Here is an 18412-nt window from a genome sequence, read left to right as displayed (position 1 = left end):
TCGGTGGTCCGGCCTAGCATGGCGTGCGGGGGTTCATGTCCGGGTGGCGGATGACGATGGAGAAGGGATTCACCAGGTGGCGGAACGCCTCACTGTGCGCGGAGCGAGGGAACACAACCTGAAGGGTGTGGACCTGGATCTGCCACGCGACAGCCTGATCGTGTTCACCGGTCTGTCCGGGTCCGGGAAGTCGAGCCTGGCGTTCGACACGATCTTCGCCGAGGGTCAGCGGCGCTATGTCGAGTCGCTCTCGGCGTACGCGCGGCAGTTCCTCGGACAGATGGACAAGCCGGATGTCGATTTCATCGAGGGTCTCTCGCCCGCGGTGTCGATCGACCAGAAGTCGACCAACCGTAACCCGCGGTCCACGGTGGGCACGATCACCGAGGTGTACGACTACCTGCGGTTGCTCTATGCCCGCGCCGGTACTCCGCACTGCCCGGTGTGTGGCGAGTTGATCGCCAAGCAGAGCCCCCAGCAGATCGTGGACCAGGTCCTGGCCATGGACGAGGGCTTGAAGTTCCAGGTGCTGGCGCCGGTGGTGCGGACCCGCAAGGGCGAGTTCGTCGACCTGTTCGACCAGCTCAAGACCCAGGGTTATTCGCGGGTGCGGGTGGACGGGGTGGTGTATCCGCTCACCGATCCGCCGAAGCTGAAGAAGCAGGAGAAGCACGACGTCGAGGTCGTGGTCGACCGGCTGGCGGTCAAGTCGGGGTCCAAGCAGCGGCTCACCGATTCCATCGAGACCGCGTTGCGGCTGGCCGACGGCATCGTCGTGCTCGATTTCGTCGATCGGGACGAGCACGCGCACGATCGGGAGCGGCGTTTCTCCGAGCGCCTGGCCTGCCCGAATGGTCATCCGCTCGATATCGAGGATCTCGAGCCGCGCTCGTTCTCGTTCAACTCGCCCTACGGCGCCTGCCCCGACTGCACGGGTCTCGGTATCCGCAAGGAGGTCGACCCGGAGCTGGTGGTGCCCGATCCGGCATTGAGCCTGGCCGAGGGCGCGATCGCGCCGTGGGCGCGCGGGCAGACCGCCGAGTACTTCAACCGGCTGCTGTCCGGCCTGGCCGAGGCGATCGGCTTCTCCATGGACACCCCGTGGCAGCAGTTGCCCGCCAAGGCCCGCAAGGCGGTGCTCGAGGGCAGCTCCGACCAGGTGCACGTCTCCTACACCAACCGCTATGGCCGCAAGCGCTCCTATTACGCCGATTTCGAGGGCGTGATGCCGTTCCTGCACCGGCGCATGGACAACACCGAGTCCGAGCAGATGAAGGAGCACTACGACGGCTACATGCGCGATGTGCCGTGCCCGGTCTGCCACGGCTCACGCTTGCGGCCGGAGATCCTGGCGGTCACCCTGGCCGCCGACGGCACCGACAAGTCGATCGCCGAGGTGGCCGACCTGTCGATCGGCGCGTGCGCGCAGTTCCTGAACTCGCTGACGCTGGGGGAGCGCGAGGCCGCGATCGCCGGTCAGGTGCTCAAGGAGATCCAGGCCAGGCTCGGCTTCCTGCTCGATGTGGGCCTGGAGTATCTGACCCTCTCGCGGGCCGCGGCGACGCTGTCCGGTGGCGAGGCCCAGCGCATCCGCCTGGCCACCCAGATCGGGTCCGGCCTGGTCGGCGTGCTCTACGTGCTCGACGAGCCGTCGATCGGCCTGCACCAGCGCGACAACCGCAGGCTGATCGAGACGCTGCTGCGGCTCAAGAAGCTGGGCAACACGCTGATCGTGGTCGAACACGACGAGGACACCATCCGCGCCTCGGACTGGGTGGTCGACATCGGCCCGCTGGCCGGTGAGCACGGCGGCCGCGTGGTGCACAGCGGCCCGTACACCGAGCTGCTGACCGAGCCCGAGTCGCTGACCGGCGCGTATCTGTCCGGGCGCGAGCAGATCGACATTCCGTTCGTGCGGCGGCCGGTGGACAAGAAGCGCAAGCTCACCGTGGTCGGCGCGACCGAGCACAACCTCCAGGGCATCGACGTGATGTTCCCGCTGGGCGTGCTCACCTCGGTCACCGGTGTCTCCGGCTCGGGCAAGTCCACGCTGGTCAACGACATCCTCGCGACGGTGCTGGCCAACAAGCTCAACGGCGCCCGTCAGGTGCCGGGCAGGCACACCCGGATCAACGGGGTCGATCAGCTCGACAAGCTGGTGCAGGTCGACCAGTCGCCGATCGGGCGCACCCCGCGCTCGAACCCGGCCACCTACACCGGCGTCTTCGACAAGATCCGCACCCTGTTCGCCTCCACCACCGAGGCGAAGGTCCGCGGCTATCAGCCCGGTCGGTTCTCCTTCAATGTGAAGGGCGGCCGCTGCGAGGCGTGCTCCGGTGACGGCACGCTCAAGATCGAGATGAACTTCCTGCCGGACGTCTACGTCCCGTGCGAGGTGTGTCACGGCGCCCGCTACAACCGGGAGACCCTGGAGGTGCACTACAAGGGCAAGACCATCGCCGAGGTGCTGGACATGCCGATCGACGAGGCCGCCGAGTTCTTCGAACCGGTCACCTCGATCCACCGGTATCTCAAGACGCTGGTGGAGGTCGGGCTCGGGTACGTGCGACTGGGTCAGAGCGCGCCGACGCTGTCCGGCGGCGAGGCCCAGCGCGTGAAACTGGCCGCCGAGCTGCAGAAACGGTCCACCGGCCGCACCGTCTACATCCTCGACGAGCCGACCACCGGTCTGCACTTCGAGGACATCCGCAAACTGCTCAAGGTGATCAACGGCTTGGTCGACAAGGGCAACACGGTGATCGTCATCGAGCACAACCTCGATGTCATCAAGACCTCGGACTGGGTCATCGACATGGGTCCCGAGGGCGGTTCCGGCGGCGGCACGGTGGTGGCGACCGGCACCCCGGAGGACGTGGCGGCGGTCTCGGACAGCTACACGGGCCAGTTCCTCGAGGAAGTGCTCGCCGCGACGCCCGCCAAGGCACCGGCCGAGAAGGCCGCGAAGAAGGCTCCGGCGGCCAAGAAGGCACCGGCGGAGACGGCCGCGGCCAAGCGTCTGGCCCGAAAGGCGGCCGCTCTGCGCTGAGCCCGGCTATCCTCCCGCCGGGGACTTTCCGAAAAAGCTGCGGAGTGAAACACTCGTGGGTAACATTCGGGCCGCGCGATCGTGGATGTCGTCGATCGTGGATGTCGTGCAGTACGAAAGGAACGTCCCCATGGATGAAGCCACCACGGCGCTCATCGCCCAGATTCTGTCTTTCCTCAGTGGCGGGTCCTCGCTGGCCTACGAGCCCACCAAGCCGACGGCCTGACCGGCAGAATCGAGAGGAACCACTGATGGATACCGGAAGCTCCACGCTGTTCGCGGCGATCGCCAACATGCTCGCCACCGGCTCGGCCGTCTCGGTCACCCCGGGAACCCCGCCGGGTGGCACGGCCTGAGATCCGCGCACTGAGCGGATCGCACGAAAACGAAGACCCGCCGACGCTCACGTCGGCGGGTCTTGTCGTGTGGTGGGTCAGTACACCGGACCGGTGTACTTCTCGCCCGGTCCGGCGCCCGGCGCGTCCGGCGTCGAGGACGCCTCGCGGAAGGCACGCTGCAGCGCCTGCAGGCCCTCGCGGATCGGCCCGGCGTGCGGGCCGAGGTACTCCACCGACGCGGTGACCAGCCCGGCCAGCGCGGTGATCACCCGGCGCGCCTCGTCCAGGTCGACACCGGCGCCCGAGGCGGGGTCGTCCCCGGCCAGGCCCAGCTTCTCCGCGGCCGAGCTCATCAGCATCACCGCGGCCCGGCTGATCACCTCGACGGCGGGGATGTCGGCCAGGTCGCGCACGGGGGGATCGAGCTCGTCAGTCATGCTGATCAGGCTATAGCGCGGCCGCGCCGGGCCCGCGTCGCCGGGGCGATTCGGCGATAGCGGAATGCGATGCTAGACTTTCCGCTGACGACCGCCCCTGGTTGTGTCATGCAGCCGTGGGGCAGATAAGTGGAGCCCGACTCCCACCGTTTCCGGCGAGCAATCGTCCACGGCAAACGGTCCCGGTCACCCGTCCACCGTGATGGGTTCTCCGTGTGCCCTGCACCCGGAGGTCGACACCGATCCCGCGAGGGTATCGGCTGTGGACGATCGGTCGACATCGGGCCCCGTGGCGGTGAAATACCGCACCGGGGCTTTCGTGTTGAAACAGGGGTTGCAGTTATTGCATGCGGTCGTTACTGACGACACCGCTTGACCTAGGAGGCCCCATCAGCACTGAGACCCGCATCAACGATCGCATCCGTGTTCCCGAGGTCCGTCTCATCGGACCCGGCGGCGAGCAGGTTGGGATCGTGCGTGTTGAAGATGCACTTCGCGTCGCGCTCGAAGCCGATCTCGACCTGGTCGAGGTGGCACCCGATGCCCGTCCACCGGTCTGCAAGATCATGGACTACGGCAAGTTCAAGTACGAGACCGCGCAGAAGGCGCGCGAGTCCCGGAAGAACCAGGTCCAGACCGTGATCAAGGAGCAGAAGCTCCGCCCGAAGATCGACGACCACGACTACGAGACCAAGAAGCGCAACGTCGTTCGCTTCCTCGAGGCCGGGTCCAAGGTCAAGGTCACGATCATGTTCCGCGGTCGTGAGCAGTCGCGACCCGAACTCGGCTTCCGGCTGCTGCAGCGGTTGGCCTCCGACGTCGCCGAACTCGGTTTCGTCGAGACCTCGGCCAAGCAGGACGGCCGCAACATGACCATGGTCCTCGCGCCCCACAAGGGTGCGAAGACGCGGGTGAAGGCACAGCAGGAATCCGCCCCGGCACGTCCGCTGCCGACCGGTCCCGCCAGTGCCGAACCGGCTGCGCTGGTCGAGCCCACCGCGCCTGCCGAGCAGGCGGCGCAGGCCGACCCGCAGTAACACCGATTTCACCGACTAGATAGAGGAATCTCCATGCCGAAGAACAAGACCCACAGCGGCGCCAAGAAGCGATTCAAGGTGTCCGGTCGGGGCAAGCTGCTTCGCGAGCAGGCGAACCGTCGCCACCTCCTGGAGCACAAGTCCACCCGCCGGACTCGTCGTCTGGAAGGCACGGAGTCCGTCGCCGACGTCGATGCCCCCCGCGTGAAGCGGCTGCTCGGTCTCGCCTGATTCTCGGGTGAAGCAGACCGTCGCACCCCGACGATTCCGCGGCCGGGACAACCGGACGCCGACAACTACCGAACTCGGGCGCCTTCGCGCCCCCCAGATGATCAAGGACTGACACAGTGGCACGCGTCAAAAGGGCCGTCAACGCTCAGAAGAAGCGCCGTTCCATCCTCGAGGCCTCCAAGGGCTACCGGGGCCAGCGCTCGCGCCTGTACCGCAAGGCCAAGGAACAGCAGCTCCACTCGCTGACCTACGCCTACCGCGACCGCAAGGCGCGCAAGGGTGACTTCCGCAAGCTGTGGATCGCTCGTATCAACGCCGCCGCGCGTCTGAACGACATCACCTACAACCGCTTCATCCAGGGCCTCAAGGCCGCGGGTGTCGAGGTGGACCGCAAGATCCTGGCCGAGCTCGCCGTCTCCGACGCCGAGGCCTTCGCCGGTCTGGTGGCTGTCGCCAAGGCCGCGCTGCCCGCCGACGTCAACGCCCCGGCCTCGGCCGCCTGAGCTTGACGCACAGCGATTCGTCGGAACGACCCGTGGACGCGCTCTCCGAGCGCAATCCGCGGGTCGTTTCCGCTGTCAAGCTCCAGCGCGCCGCGCAGCGCCGCAAGGCGGGGCTGTTCCTCGCCGAGGGCGCCAATGCCGTCACCGCCGCGCTGGAGACCGGCCGCGTCCGTGAGCTGTTCTATTCGCTCGCCGCGGCCGAACGCGAGACCGCGCTGATCGCCGGTGCCGCCGCCGACGGCGTGCGTACCACCCTGGTCAGCGATCGCGCCGCCGAACATCTCGGCGAGACCGTCACCGCGCCGGGCCTGGTCGCGGTGTGCGAGCTGCTCGATGTGCCCCTCGCCACGGTGCTCGACCGCGGCCCGCGCATCCTCGCCGTGCCGGTCGAGATCGCCGAACCCGGCAACGCGGGCACCCTGGTCCGGGTCGCCGACGCGGTCGGCGCCGACGGGGTGATCCTGGCGGGGGAGACCGTCGACCCGCACAACGGCAAATGCGTGCGGGCCAGCGCGGGCAGCGTCTTCCACGTGCCGATCGCGCGCAGCCGCGACATCACCGCCACGCTCGACGCCATCTCCGCGGCCGGGGTGACCATCCTGGCCACCGCCGCCACCGGCGAGGTCGACCTGGACGACGCCGACGAGATCCTCACCGGCCCGGTCGCCTGGCTGTTCGGCAACGAGGCGCACGGCCTCGATCCCGCCGTGGCCGCCCGCGCCGACCACCGCGTCCGCATCCCCATCCACGGGCGCGCCGAGAGTCTGAATCTGGCCGCGGCCGCGGCGATCTGCCTCTACGCGAACGCGCGCGTGCAGCACGCGAAGTAGCGGTCTCAGCAGCTGGGTGTGATGCCGGACCGTAGGTCGTCGAGGATTTCGGTGGCCCAGGGCAGGGGGATCGCGTCGCTGCCCGCCACCTGCATGGCCGTCATGATCGTCAGCAGCATCCCGGTCGCCACGAAACGGCGTGATTCCAGGGTGTCGGCGCCGGTCAGCTCGCTGATCAGGCGGTAGATCCGGCCGAACCGCTCGCGCATGCGCTCACCGATCACGGGATCAGCGCTGGCGGCGACCCCGTGGAGCAGCAGCAGCGGGAGTTCGCGCTCGGCCAGGAAGACGTCGAAGCTGTGGCCCAGAACGCGCAGCGCCTCGGCGGTCTCGGTTCCGGGCTCGATCGGGGCGCTGCGGAACACCTCCTCGATCCGGCCGCACACCTCGTGCAGCGCGGCCAGGAAAAGCTGCTGTTTGGTGCCGAACAGCCGGATGACATAGGGCTGCGACACCCCGGCCAGCCGCGCGATCTCGTCGGTTTTCGTCGCGGCGTAACCGGATTCGGCGAACGCCTGCACCGCGGCCTCGAGCACCTGCGCGCTGCGCTCGGCGGCGGTCATCCGGGTTCTCGTGCCGCCCATGGATGTGGCTCCTCCTCGAGTTCGCGCGCCGTTGCTCTTGACATGTTATCAGCCGATGCATAACGATGATCAGACTAGTTATCAGTGAATAACAACAAGGGCTGGTCATGACTCAGACACTCGAACCCGGCGACGCCGTTCTCGCCGATCCACCCACGCCCTCGGGCGTGAAATCCGTCCCGGTGGGCGCGGTGATCGCCGCCGTCGGCATTCCGATGTTCATGGTCACCCTCGACAACCTCGTGGTGACCAACGCGCTGCCGGTCATCAAGCACGAACTGAACGCGTCGCTGTCGGACCTGCAGTGGTTCATCAACGCCTACACGCTGTCGTTCGCCTCGCTGCTGCTCACCGCCTCGGCGCTGGGTGACCGGATCGGCCGCCGCCGGGTGTTCCTGGCCGGGATCGCGGTGTTCGTGGCCGCGTCGGCGGCGTGCGCGCTGGCGACCGAACCGTGGATGCTCATCCTGGCCCGCGCCATCCAGGGCGCCGGTGGCGCGGCGGTCATGCCGCTGTCGCTGACCCTGCTCGCCGCGGCGGTGCCCGAGCGGATGCGCAGTGCCGCGATCGGCATCTGGGGCGGCCTGGCCGGTCTGGGTGTCGCGGTCGGTCCGGTGGTCGGCGGCGCGGTCGTCGACGGGCTGAACTGGCAGTGGATCTTCTGGCTCAATGTGCCGATCGGCCTGCTGGCGCTGCCGTTCGCCGCGCGTGTGCTCGCCGAATCCCGTGGCACCGCACGCAGACTCGACCTGCTCGGCCTGGTGCTCTCGTCCGGGGGCGTGCTCGCGCTGGTGTGGGGTGTCATCCACGGCGCCGACGACGGCTGGACCGCGCGGCCGGTGCTCGGCGCGCTGATCGGTGGCGGTGTGCTGCTGGTGGCGTTCGTCGTCTGGGAGCGGGTGGTCACCGACCCGATGCTCCCGCTGCGCATGTTCGCCTCGCGCGGCCTGAGCCTGAGCTACATCGTGTCCTTCGGGTTCTCCGCCGGGGTGTTCGGCGCGATCTTCCTGCTCGCGCAGTTCTTCCAGGTCGTGCAGGGCTACTCGCCGCTGGAGTCCGGTATCCGCACGATGCCGTGGACCATGGTGCCGATGGTGGTGGCGCCGCTGGCGGGTCTGGTCGTCGATCGGGTGGGCCCCCGGGTGCTCATCGCCACCGGTCAGCTGTGCCTGGCCGTCTCGCTGGGCTGGATGGCCCTGATCACCAGCACCGATGTGGCCTATCCCGCGTTCATCGCCCCCTTCGTGCTCGGCGGCATCGGTATGGGTCTGACCTTCGCGCCGTCGTCCACCATCGTCATGGCCAGTGCCTCTCCGGCCGATCAGGGCATGGCCTCGGGCATCAACAGCACCGTCCGCGAGGTGGGTGTGGCCATGGGCATCGCGGTGCTCGCCTCGGTCTTCGCCTCGCAAGGCTCCTACAGCGACCCCCATGCCTACGTGGACGGGTTGATCCCCGCCGTGTGGGTGGGCGCGGGGCTGGTCTCCGTCGCGGCGGTGGTCGCGGCCTTCCTGCCCCGTCACACCACGCGATCCGCGTGATCCGGCGCCGGTGGGCCGCGTACCCGACCTGGCACGCGGCCCACCGGCGTGGGGGCGTCGGGCAGGTAGGTGCTCGGCTCAGGTCGAGCCCACCGCGGCGATCACCGCCGGGACCGCGACGACCTGCTGCGGATCCTCGTACAGGATGACCCCCGGTTCGTCGGAATCCAGCCGCTCCCAGGCGATCCCGTGCTTGTCGAGGATGTCGAGGTAGCCGCTGACCCGGTCGATCATCGTCAACGCCGACGATTTGAACCAGGCCACCGCGCCCGGATGCCGATCACGGTCGTAGACCCGCCGATCAACCTCGTAGGGATTCACCAGATGATCGGTGAACCAATCGTTGCCGCTGCGGCGGAACCGCTCCTGCTCCACGCTCAGTCGACCCTCCGACGACAGACCGTTGACCAGGGCGAATACGCCGGGGAACAACCCACGGCGATTCGGTTCGACCGCCTGGAACCGCACATACAACCGCGGCACCGACGGCTCCGACCGACGATCCGCCCCCACCCTTCTGCTCACTCGGTCTCCTCCTGCTGTGTCGTACCAGACCCGGACGGGTTCTCCGGCCGTTCACACCGGCCCACCGCCCGCGGAAACGGACGCCGTCCCCGAGGATGGATACCCAGGCCGCACAGCGCCAGCCCACTGCCGGGAACCGTCCGGCGCGTACGCCGTCCCAGGGGCGGGGTCGAATCACAAGTCTGTTCAGGCATCGAAACGTCCTGTTCTCGAGTCGAACCGCTGATGTGTTTGATCGGTTGGACGCACATCACCCCCATTCGGTTCCCTCGAATTCCCCGGGGCCGGTCGCGACGCCGTCGAGGCCCCTGAGCTGGACTTGTTGGTCGTAGTCGGGACCCCGCGATGGGCGGTACGCGCCGTGCCGGTAATCCGGATGAATCGCGCGAACCCGATCCCATAGGATTTATCCAGCACCGATGCGGGTTGGCAATGACGCGCCCGTGAACCGATCCCCAGGGGAGAGTCGAGAAGATCGTGGCCGACGACAACAGTGGAGTCGAGCAGAACGCCTCTTTGACCGAGGAGGCACTCGCGGCAGCGGCGGCGGAGGCCGAGAAGGCGTTCGCGGCGGCGGCCGATCTGGATGCGCTGGCGGTCGCCAAGACCGACTACATCGGCGGCAAGTCGCCGATCGCGCTGGCGCAGCGTGGACTGGGCAGTCTGCCCAAGGAGGAGAAGGCCGAGGCGGGCAAGCGGGTCAATATCGCCCGCAAGCGGGTCTCCGACGCCTTCGAGGCCCGCCGCGCCGCGCTGCTGGAAGAGCGTGATCAGGCCGTGCTGGTGGCCGAGAAGATCGACGTCACCGCGCCCGCCCGCCGTCGCCCGGTCGGCGCCCGGCACCCGATCACGGTCATCTCCGAGGAGATCGCCGACGCGTTCGTCGCGATGGGCTGGGAGGTCGCCGAAGGTCCCGAGGTGGAGACCGAGCACTTCAACTTCGACGCGCTCAACTTCCTGCCCGATCACCCCGCGCGCACCATGCAGGACACCTTCCACATCGCCCCGGAGGGTTCGCGCCAGGTGCTGCGCACGCACACCTCCCCGGTGCAGGTGCGCTCGATGCTGGAGCGCGAGCTGCCGATCTATGTCGTGTGCCCCGGCCGCACCTTCCGCACCGACGAGCTCGACGCCACCCACACCCCGGTGTTCTCCCAGGTCGAGGGTCTGGCGATCGACAAGGGCCTGACCATGGCGCACCTGCGCGGCACCCTGGACGCCTTCGCCCAGGCGATGTTCGGCCCGGACACCCGAACGCGCATGCGCCCCAACTACTTCCCGTTCACCGAACCCTCCGCCGAGGTCGACGTGTGGTTTCCGAACAAGAAGGGCGGCGCGGGCTGGATCGAGTGGGGTGGCTGCGGCATGGTCAACCCGAAGGTGCTGATCGCCAGCGGTATCGACCCCCAGGTGTACTCCGGATTCGCCTTCGGCATGGGCATGGAGCGCACGCTGCAGTTCCGCACCAGCATCCCGGACATGCGCGACATCGTCGAGGGTGACGTGCGGTTCACGCTGCCCTTCGGTATCCGGTCCTGAGCGACACCCCCTTTCGACACAGAGAGCGAAACGTCAAGTGCGAGTAGCGCAGTCCTGGCTGACCGAGATCCTGCAGCGCACCACTCCCGAGTGGTCGGTCTCCGCCGAAGAGCTCGACGCGGGCTTCGTCCGCGTGGGCTTGGAGGTGGAGGAGGTCGACGAGCTGGCGCCGATCGGCGGTGACATCGACAAGCCGCTGGTGGTCGGCCGCGTCGCCGAGATCACCGAGCTGACCGAGTTCAAGAAGCCGATCCGCTTCTGCAAGGTCGACGTCGGCAACCCCGAGCTGCAGGAGATCGTCTGCGGCGCCCGCAATTTCGCGGTCGGCGACCTCGTCGTGGTGGTGCTGCCCGGCGGTGAGCTGCCGGGCGGGTTCAAGATCTCCTCGCGCAAGACCTACGGGCACACCTCCAACGGCATGATCTGCTCGGTCGCCGAACTCGGCATCGGCAAGGACCACGACGGCATCCTGGTGCTCGAGCCGGGTTCGGCCGAGCCCGGTGACGACGCCAATGTGCTGCTGGGCACCGACGACACGATCATCGAACTCAACATCACCCCCGATCGCGGCTACTGCTTCTCGGTGCGCGGCCTGGCCCGCGAGCTGGCCTGCGGCTTCGACCTGGAATACGCCGATCCGGCGGTGCGTACGCTGCCCGATGCCGACGCCGAGGCCTGGCCGGTGCGGGTGGACGCCGACTCCGAGTGCACCCGTTTCGGTGTGCGCCGGGTCACCGGGATCAACCCGGACGCCGTGAGCCCGCTGTGGTTGCAGCGTCGGCTGATGCTGTCGGGGATGCGCCCGATCTCCCCGGCCGTCGACGTCACCAACTACGTGATGCTCGAACTCGGCCAGCCGCTGCACGCCTTCGACGCAGCCAAGCTGCACGGCGGCCTGGTGGTGCGCAACGCCCACCGGGGCGAGACGCTGCGCACCCTCGACGACACCGAGCGCACCCTCGACGCCGAGGACGTGGTGATCGCCGACGACTCCGGCGTCATCTCGCTCGCGGGCGTGATGGGCGGGGCGAGCACCGAGGTCGGTGCGGGCACCACCGACGTGGTGCTGGAAGCCGCCACCTGGAATCCGTTGCGGGTGTACCGGACCGGGCGCAGGCACAAGCTGTCCTCGGAGGCGGCCAAGCGCTACGAGCGCGTCGTCGATCCCGAGATCAACCTCGCCGCGCTCGACCGCGCCGCCACCCTGCTGGCCGAGATCACCGGCGGCACCATCGAATCCACGCTCACCGACGTTCGCGTGCCACTGGAACCGGCCGCGCCGATCGTCATGGACATCGACCTGCCCGACCGCGTCGCCGGGGTCACCTACCCGGCCGGGACCGCCGTCCGTCGGCTGGCCCAGATCGGCGCGAGCGTCGACATCGAGGTCAACGACGCGGGCAAGACCGAACTGCTGGTGCGCCCGCCGAGCTGGCGGCCCGACCTCACCCAGCCCGCCGACCTCGTCGAAGAGGTGCTGCGGCTGGAAGGGCTCGAGCAGATCCCGTCGGTGCTGCCCACCGCGCCCGCGGGCCGCGGACTGACCGCCGCCCAACGGCGACGCCGGGCCGTGAGCCGGGCGCTGGCCTTCGACGGCGCCATCGAGGTGCCGCCGCCGGTGTTCCTGCCCGCCGGGGTGTTCGACATCTGGGGTCTGGACGCCGAGGACCCGCGCCGCAACACCACCCGTGTGCTCAACCCGCTCGACGCCGACCGCCCGGAGTTGGCGACCACGCTGCTGCCCGGTCTGCTGGAAGTGGCCGCCCGCAACATCTCGCGCGGCGCCCGCGACCTCACGATCTACGGCATCGCCCAGGTCGTGTTGCCCGGCGAGCAGACGCACGCGGTCGCGGCGCTGCCGGTGGACCGCCGTCCCACCGACGAGCAGATCGCCGAACTCATCGCCTCGCTGCCCGATCAGCCGGTGCACGTGGCGGCCGTGCTGAGCGGCAAGCGGGAACCGCGCGGTCCGTGGGGTGCGGGTCGCCCGGCCGAGGCCGCCGACACCTTCGCGCTGGTCGAGGCCGTCGCCGACGCGGCCGGTGTCACCATCGAGCGGCGCGCCGCCGCTCAGCTGCCGTGGCATCCGGGCCGCTGTGCCGAACTGGTGGTCGACGGTGCCGTCATCGGGTACGCGGGCGAACTGCATCCGGCCGTGCTGGAACGGGCCGGGCTGCCGCCACGGACCTGCGCGTTCGAACTCGACCTCGACGCGCTGCCGCTGGTCGACTCCTGGCCCGCGCCCACGGTGTCGGCGTTCCCCGCCGTGCTGCAGGACGTCTCGGTCAGCGTGGCGAAGGCGGTCCCGGCCGCGAGTGTCGAATCCGCCCTGCGCACCGGCGGCGGTGACCTCCTCGAGGACATCACGCTCTTCGACATCTACGAGGGCGCCCAGGCGGGCGAGGGCCGCAAGTCCCTCACCTACGCCCTGCGCTTCCGCGCCCCCGACCGCACCCTCACCGAGGACGAAGCCAGCGCCGCCCGCGACGCCGCCGTCGCCTCGGCCACCACCGCCGTCGGCGCCGAACTGCGCGGTTAGTCGTCGACTGCCGACGGAAGCAGCCTCCAGACAGTCGCTTCCGTTGGCACTCGGATCAGGACGACATGGCGCGCGCGTAGTCGGGGAATCGCGCGCGCAATACCGCGTCGAAGGCGAGAACCCGCTCGGGTGTGTCCGATTGCCCTCGTCCGGCGCGGGGCAGATACCACCGCATGAGGTCTGCCGCCTCCGGGTGGCCGTGCGCGGCGGTGAAGGCGATCGTGGCCCGCACCTGGTCGGTGTCCACCGATTCGGTTCCCCACCGGTTGTGGGTGCGCTTGGCGCGGGAAACGACGTCCGCGAGGGTCGAGTACCCGGCCAACCACGTCGCCATCGGGCCGTCCAGGTTGCGCGATACCCATCGCACGCCATCGTCGATGTCCTCGGCGCACCACAGGGTTGCGGTACGACGATAGGCGGGGTCGCTGTCGGGATGATCGAAGTCGCACCAGTCGATCTCGCCGTATTCGGGGTGCCAGCGTGTACGTGGGAGATCGGCATTCTCCGGTAGTGCCGTGAGCACGTCCGCCGCGGCGGACGACAGGACACATACCGCGCCTCCGACCCGGACGCCACCGCCCCCCGAACGGTCGAGGGATACGGCGAGTCCCGCGCTGAGGCCGGGGACCGGGGTGTCGGCGGTGAACCAGGTCTGTCGGCCGTCGAGCGACCGCGACGGCCGGAAACCGCTGTCCGCCAGCGCGTCCGCCAGCGCCGTCGGGAAGCCGGTCAGCACGTCCGCCACTCCCGCGGTTTCCAGGATGTCGAACGGCTCCGCCGCGATCCCGACGACGCCGCTGCCACACTGGTACCCGGTTACTGCGGTGGCGAGGCCGAGAACACCGGAAAAGTAGTCCGTCCGCTCGCCCTCGTCATCCGGATAGGGGCGGCCATGATGCTCGACGGCCGTGAGGACGTCGGCGGGCACCTCGCCCCACACCACGAGCTTGTCACAGTCCGCCGTGAGGCCCCAGATCTTGTGGCCGTCGCGCCACAGCGCCAGCTCCGCACCTCCCGAGCCGTCGACCTCACCGACGGCGATCACCTCGCCGCCGCCGGACAGTTCCGCGAGGTCCCAGGTCTCTTCGACAGGTTCTTCCGCATTGTCCTCGACCAACAGGTAGGCCCCGTCGGCCCGGCGTGTGCCGACCAGCCGTCCTTGCGGGGTGTTCGTGCGCACCCCGCTCGGTCGTACGCCGAGTCCCGCCCAGATCTGCTCCGGTGCCCGCCCGTGCACGAGCATCCAATTCGACGTGAATCCCATTTCGCTGCTCCCCTTTTCGTCTCGCCGTGGGAGACGGTAGCGAAGCGGTCCGACACCCACGGCCCGCGACCACGCGGCGCGGGATAGGTTGGACGGCGTGTCGATGATGAAAGGCGCCAATGTGGCGGTGCCTGCTGCCTCGGTCCGGGTCGAATTGGGTTGGTCGGCGGGGGCGGGGGTGCCGGACGCGGACGCGTCGGCGTTGCTGCTCGCGGGGGCCAAGGTGCGTTCCGATGACGACTTCGTGTTCTACAACCAGGCGGTGCATCCGTCGGGGGCGGTGCGGCACGAAGGCAAGCAGCAGGGGGCCACGGTCGTCGACACGTTGTCGGTGAATCTGGCGCAGGTGGAGGCGCAGATCGAGACGATCGTGCTGGCCGCCTCCGCCGACGGGGGGACCTTCGGGCAGTTCCGGGGCCTCTACATCCGGGTGCTCGACGCGGGGACCGGCGGCGAGATCGCGCGGTTCGACAGTACCGGGGCGACCAGTGAGACGGCGTTCGTGCTCGGTGAGCTGTACCGCAGGCAGGGGGCGTGGAAGTTCCGGGCCGTCGGGCAGGGATACGACTCCGGATTGGCCGGTCTCGCCACCGATTTCGGGATCTCCGTCGACGACGAGCCCGCCCCCGCCGCCCAGCCGTACGCGCCGCCACCCGCTCCCGCACCGCACCTCGGCCAACCGCCTGCGCACGGCCAGCCGTTCGCGCCTGCTCCCCACCCCGGGCAGCCCCACGCTCCGCACCCGGCCCCGCCGTTTCCCGCAGCGGGCCAACCGCATCCCGGCCAGCCCGCCCCGGCCCCGTTCCCCTCGGCGGGATTCCCGGGCCAGCCGCCCAGTCCCGCACCACTTCCCGGCCAGCCACCCGCTCCCGCACCGCACCCGGGCCAGCCACCTGCCCCGCCGTTCCCGGGGCAGCCACCCGTCGGCGCACCTCATCCAGGTCAACCACCTGCGCCCGGTCACCAGTTCGGACAGCCCCAGCCGCAGGGCGCCCCGGTCAACCTGAGCAAGGTCTCGCTGACCAAGGAAGCCCCGTCCGTCTCGCTGACGAAGCACGGCGCCACCGGCGGCGTCATGCGGGTGAACCTGAACTGGACCTCCATGGCCGCCACCGGCCGCCTGTTCGGCAAACTGCGGGGCAAGAACATCGACCTCGACCTGTGCTGCTTCTACGAACTGGTCAACGGCGCGATCGGTTCGGTGCGCGCGCTGGATCGCCGCTTCGGCGCGCTCTACGAGCCGCCGTTCATCCACCTGGACCAGGACGACCGCACCGGCGCCAGCATCACCGGCGAGAACCTGTCGATCAATCTCGACTACACCCAGTTCTTCCGGCGCGTCCTGGTCTTCGCCTCGATCTACGACGGCGCCAGCGATTTCCGCGGCGTGCACGCCACGGTCACCCTGCACCCGGTCGGGTCGGCGCCGATCGAGATGACCCTCGACGGCTGCGTCGACAACTCCCGGGACGCGGTGCTGGCCGTGCTCGAGAACGTCGACGGCGAACTCGTGGTGCGCCGCGAGGGCGCGTTCATCCGTCCGCCCGCCGGGCAGCCGGGTGGTGGCGTGATGGAGATCGCGCGGCTCTACCACTGGGACTTCGGATTCCAGGCGGGTCGCGGCAAATGATCCGTCATCCCGCGACCCGGGTGCTGAACGCGCTGGTCTATCACCCGGACAAGCACGTCGCGCAAACCCCCGCCGCGCTCGGCCTGGACTACCGCGACCTGACCATGCGCACCGCCGACGGCATCGACGTGCACGGCTGGTTCGTGCGCGCCGAGCGCCCGCGCGGGCACATCCTCTACGCGCACGGCAACGCGGGCACCATCGGCGACCGGGTCGCGATCATCGCACTGCTGGTCACCGCCGGTTTCGACGTGCTGGCCTTCGACTACCGCGGCTTCGGCCACAGCACGGGCGCGCCGGGGGAGCAGGGCACCTATCTCGACGCGCGCGCCGCCCGCACCGCCCTGCTCGAGCAGCCGGGGGTCGACCCCGAGCGCGTCCTCTACCTGGGCAAATCCCTCGGCGGTGGGGTGCTGCTGGAACTGGCCACCGAGTACCCGCCTGCGGGCATGATCCTCATGTCCACCTTCAGCGGGATGCGCGACGCGGCCCGCTCGGTCTATCCGTTCCTGCCCGCCCCGCTCATCCCGGACGCCTATCCGAGCCTGCGCCGCATCGCGACCCTGCGGGTGCCGATCCTGATGATGCACGGCGACCGCGACGAACTGCTCCCGCTGCGGCACGCCGAACGGCTCTACGCGGCCGCCGCCGAACCCAAGCAGTTGATCGTGGTGCCCGGCGCGGGACACAACGACGTCATCGACACCCTCGGCGCGCGCTGGCCGAAGCTCATCGCCGAATGGTCGGAATTCCTCGACAGCTGAGCCGTGCTGCGTAGCCTGGCGGTATGAGCGAAACCAGCGAGATCCTCGGCCGCCTGGCGGCGCTGCCCGACGCCGACCTGGTGACGGTCCTGCGTGCCGCGGTCGCGGGCAGGCCGGGGCTGGTCGAGGTCGCCGCCGCGCTGGCCCAGGTGGAAGCCGGTCATGCGGAGACCGGATCGCCTGTGAATCTCGACACGGTCGTCGTCGACGCGGATGTGGTGCCGGTCGCATCGGAGCAGGTCGGGGGCACCTTCCCGGTACCGCCGGTACCGCATGGCGGGGTGGGAACCGCCGCACCCACCCCCACCGGCGGATATTCGGCTTCCGGCGTGCCGACATTCGACGCGGTTCGGGATAAGGTCGAGCAGCGCTTCGGCACCGCGCAGGGGATGGGTGAGCTCGATCGGCAGACCCCGGCGGGTCGCAGCGCCGACGAACAGTGGGAGACGCGGGAGAAAGCCGCGCGTGAGCGTCTGGCACAGATCCGGAATTCGATGCATCGCGACGATTCCGGCGCCGACGACCAGTAGCCGAGAGGTCTCCCGTCCAACGACCGTGATGGGTGGACCCGACGATGACACAGGCGCGCCAGATCGCCGAACAACTGCTCGACGCGCAGGTGGAATTCCTGCTCGGCGAGGTCACCGGCGAACGGTTCGCCGAGGTGATCGCCCGCGACGTGGCCGCGGTGCTGGCCGTCGGCGACACCATCGTCTTCGGTGACGTGGTCTCCCTGGAACAGGGTGAGGAGACCGTCGCGACGGTCTTCGACCGCATCGGCGGTAGCCCCGTCATCGCCGATACCGTCGGCATCTTCTCCGACGCCATCTACGACCACATCGCCGCCAACACCGAGTACACCCTCGGTGACGTCGTCGACCGCGAGCCGGTGGAAGCCTTGCTGGAGAAGATCTTCGGCATGCACCAGGCCCAGGAGCGGATTCTGGACCGGCTCACCGAGAGCCCGCTGGTCGCCACCGTGGCCTCCCGGTTCGTCGACAAGCTGATCGGCGACTTCGTGCAGGCCAATCGGGAACGCGCCGAGAAGATCCCGGGCGTCTCCTCGCTGATGTCGCTGGGTCAGTCGGCGGCCAACAAGGCCAAGAAGGTCGCCGACAGCACCTTCGTCGGCGATCTCGCGGGCAAGGGCGCGCTGTTCGCGCTCAAGCGCACCAACAACGCCATCCGCGACATGCTGCGCGACGCCCCCGTGCACTCGGCGGCCATGGAGTTCTGGGACCTGCACGCCGACGAGCCCGTCGCCGGTCTGCGCGAATACCTCACCCAGAAGGACCTCAACGAGCTGGTCCAGATCTGCTACGAGATCGCCGTGACCACCCGCGAGAAGGAGTACTTCGGCCTGCTGGTGCGCGAATGCGTCGAGGTCTTCTACGCGAAGTACAGCGACCGCACCCTCTCGGCCATGCTCCCCGAACTCGGCCTCACCGCCGAGGACATCAGCACCGAGATCCTGCGCTACGGCCCCGCCGTCATCGAAGCCGCCAAGCGCAACGGCGTCCTGGCTGGCCTCCTCCGCGAACGCCTCGAGCCCTTCTTCCTCTCCGACCAGGTCCTCGCCATCCTCACCCCGGCCTGAGTCTGAT

The 18412-nt window shown here is 69.1% G+C and carries 16 protein-coding genes; 12 read left to right on the top strand and 4 right to left on the bottom strand.

The annotated features are described in order from the left end of the window. Positions 1-76: 76 nt before the first annotated feature. Positions 77-3046 (top strand): excinuclease ABC subunit UvrA, encoded by a 2970-nt coding sequence (gene uvrA, locus QC180_RS28285; RefSeq protein ID WP_278265900.1) that lies wholly within the window; start codon positions 77-79, stop codon positions 3044-3046. 433 nt (positions 3047-3479) lie between these two features. Here the strand turns inward: uvrA and QC180_RS28280 are convergent, their stop codons facing one another. Continuing rightward, a complete protein-coding gene (locus QC180_RS28280; RefSeq protein WP_278265899.1) occupies positions 3480-3821 on the bottom strand; it encodes a DUF1844 domain-containing protein in 342 nt (113 codons plus the stop codon). 347 nt (positions 3822-4168) lie between these two features. On the opposite strand from QC180_RS28280, the gene infC reads away from it, so the two are divergent. The 4 genes from infC (at position 4169) to QC180_RS28260 (ending at position 6422) form a co-directional block, all read left to right on the top strand. Next, positions 4169-4858, top strand: coding sequence for a translation initiation factor IF-3 (infC, locus tag QC180_RS28275; RefSeq protein ID WP_278265898.1), 690 nt, complete (start codon positions 4169-4171; stop codon positions 4856-4858). 33 nt (positions 4859-4891) lie between these two features. Further along, positions 4892-5089 carry a 50S ribosomal protein L35 gene (gene rpmI / locus QC180_RS28270; RefSeq protein WP_278265897.1) on the top strand — a complete coding sequence of 66 codons (198 nt, stop codon included), beginning with the start codon at positions 4892-4894 and terminating at the stop codon, positions 5087-5089. A 116-nt stretch (positions 5090-5205) separates the two neighbouring features. Continuing rightward, entirely contained in the window at positions 5206-5592 is a 387-nt protein-coding gene (rplT, locus tag QC180_RS28265) for a 50S ribosomal protein L20 (protein WP_067498536.1), read from the top strand. A 32-nt stretch (positions 5593-5624) separates the two neighbouring features. After that, a complete protein-coding gene (locus QC180_RS28260; protein ID WP_278265896.1) occupies positions 5625-6422 on the top strand; it encodes a TrmH family RNA methyltransferase in 798 nt (265 codons plus the stop codon). A gap of 5 nt (positions 6423-6427) precedes the next feature. Here the strand turns inward: QC180_RS28260 and QC180_RS28255 are convergent, their stop codons facing one another. Next, positions 6428-7006 carry a TetR/AcrR family transcriptional regulator gene (locus tag QC180_RS28255; RefSeq protein WP_278265895.1) on the bottom strand — a complete coding sequence of 193 codons (579 nt, stop codon included), beginning with the start codon at positions 7004-7006 and terminating at the stop codon, positions 6428-6430. Positions 7007-7113: 107 nt separating this feature from the next. Here QC180_RS28255 and QC180_RS28250 point away from each other — a divergent pair, with 107 nt between their 5' ends. After that, a complete protein-coding gene (locus tag QC180_RS28250; protein ID WP_278265894.1) occupies positions 7114-8547 on the top strand; it encodes an MFS transporter in 1434 nt (477 codons plus the stop codon). A gap of 78 nt (positions 8548-8625) precedes the next feature. On the opposite strand, the gene QC180_RS28245 is transcribed toward QC180_RS28250, so the two are convergent. Next, positions 8626-9030 carry a hypothetical protein gene (locus tag QC180_RS28245; RefSeq protein ID WP_278265893.1) on the bottom strand — a complete coding sequence of 135 codons (405 nt, stop codon included), beginning with the start codon at positions 9028-9030 and terminating at the stop codon, positions 8626-8628. Between the two features lie 519 nt (positions 9031-9549). Between QC180_RS28245 and pheS the strand changes: the two genes are divergently transcribed. Together pheS and pheT are read left to right on the top strand one after the other, a co-directional pair. Beyond that, on the top strand, positions 9550-10611 hold the full coding sequence (gene pheS / locus QC180_RS28240; RefSeq protein WP_278265892.1) for a phenylalanine--tRNA ligase subunit alpha: 1062 nt from the start codon (positions 9550-9552) through the stop codon (positions 10609-10611). 37 nt (positions 10612-10648) lie between these two features. Next, a complete protein-coding gene (gene pheT / locus QC180_RS28235) occupies positions 10649-13150 on the top strand; it encodes a phenylalanine--tRNA ligase subunit beta (protein WP_278265891.1) in 2502 nt (833 codons plus the stop codon). Between the two features lie 55 nt (positions 13151-13205). Here pheT and QC180_RS28230 read toward each other — a convergent pair whose 3' ends face one another. Then, positions 13206-14534 (bottom strand): hypothetical protein, encoded by a 1329-nt coding sequence (locus QC180_RS28230; RefSeq protein ID WP_278265890.1) that lies wholly within the window; start codon positions 14532-14534, stop codon positions 13206-13208. Between QC180_RS28230 and QC180_RS28225 the strand changes: the two genes are divergently transcribed. From QC180_RS28225 to QC180_RS28210, 4 genes are read left to right on the top strand one after another with little or no spacing between them, the layout of a single operon-like run. Then, complete coding sequence (locus tag QC180_RS28225) at positions 14518-16044, top strand: TerD family protein (protein WP_278266015.1); 1527 nt, start codon at positions 14518-14520, stop codon at positions 16042-16044. The genes QC180_RS28230 and QC180_RS28225 overlap by 17 nt on opposite strands. Then, positions 16041-16808, top strand: coding sequence for an alpha/beta hydrolase (locus QC180_RS28220; RefSeq protein ID WP_278265889.1), 768 nt, complete (start codon positions 16041-16043; stop codon positions 16806-16808). Before QC180_RS28225 ends, QC180_RS28220 begins: the two co-directional genes overlap by 4 nt. A 23-nt stretch (positions 16809-16831) precedes the next feature. Next, positions 16832-17338 carry a hypothetical protein gene (locus QC180_RS28215; protein ID WP_278265888.1) on the top strand — a complete coding sequence of 169 codons (507 nt, stop codon included), beginning with the start codon at positions 16832-16834 and terminating at the stop codon, positions 17336-17338. Between the two features lie 44 nt (positions 17339-17382). Then, positions 17383-18405, top strand: coding sequence for a hypothetical protein (locus tag QC180_RS28210; RefSeq protein ID WP_278265887.1), 1023 nt, complete (start codon positions 17383-17385; stop codon positions 18403-18405). The last annotated feature ends 7 nt before the right edge of the window (positions 18406-18412 follow it).

The organism is Nocardia anocheti (assembly GCF_029675105.1).
Classification (GTDB): domain Bacteria; phylum Actinomycetota; class Actinomycetes; order Mycobacteriales; family Mycobacteriaceae; genus Nocardia.
Note: the sequence above shows the minus strand (reverse complement) of the source record. Positions and strands in the feature narration are given on the sequence as shown.

Bases quoted from the DNA above. Each gene is read 5' to 3' on its own strand.
- QC180_RS28210 (WP_278265887.1), top strand. From the start codon at position 17,383: ATGACACAGGCGCGCCAGATCGCCGAACAACTGCTCGACGCGCAGGTG.
- rpmI (WP_278265897.1), top strand. From the start codon at position 4,892: ATGCCGAAGAACAAGACCCACAGCGGCGCCAAGAAGCGATTCAAGGTG.
- QC180_RS28225 (WP_278266015.1), top strand. From the start codon at position 14,518: ATGATGAAAGGCGCCAATGTGGCGGTGCCTGCTGCCTCGGTCCGGGTC.
- QC180_RS28215 (WP_278265888.1), top strand. From the start codon at position 16,832: ATGAGCGAAACCAGCGAGATCCTCGGCCGCCTGGCGGCGCTGCCCGAC.
- QC180_RS28220 (WP_278265889.1), top strand. From the start codon at position 16,041: ATGATCCGTCATCCCGCGACCCGGGTGCTGAACGCGCTGGTCTATCAC.
- QC180_RS28250 (WP_278265894.1), top strand. From the start codon at position 7,114: ATGACTCAGACACTCGAACCCGGCGACGCCGTTCTCGCCGATCCACCC.
- QC180_RS28280 (WP_278265899.1), bottom strand. From the start codon at position 3,821: ATGACTGACGAGCTCGATCCCCCCGTGCGCGACCTGGCCGACATCCCC.
- infC (WP_278265898.1), top strand. From the start codon at position 4,169: ATGCGGTCGTTACTGACGACACCGCTTGACCTAGGAGGCCCCATCAGC.
- QC180_RS28255 (WP_278265895.1), bottom strand. From the start codon at position 7,006: ATGGGCGGCACGAGAACCCGGATGACCGCCGCCGAGCGCAGCGCGCAG.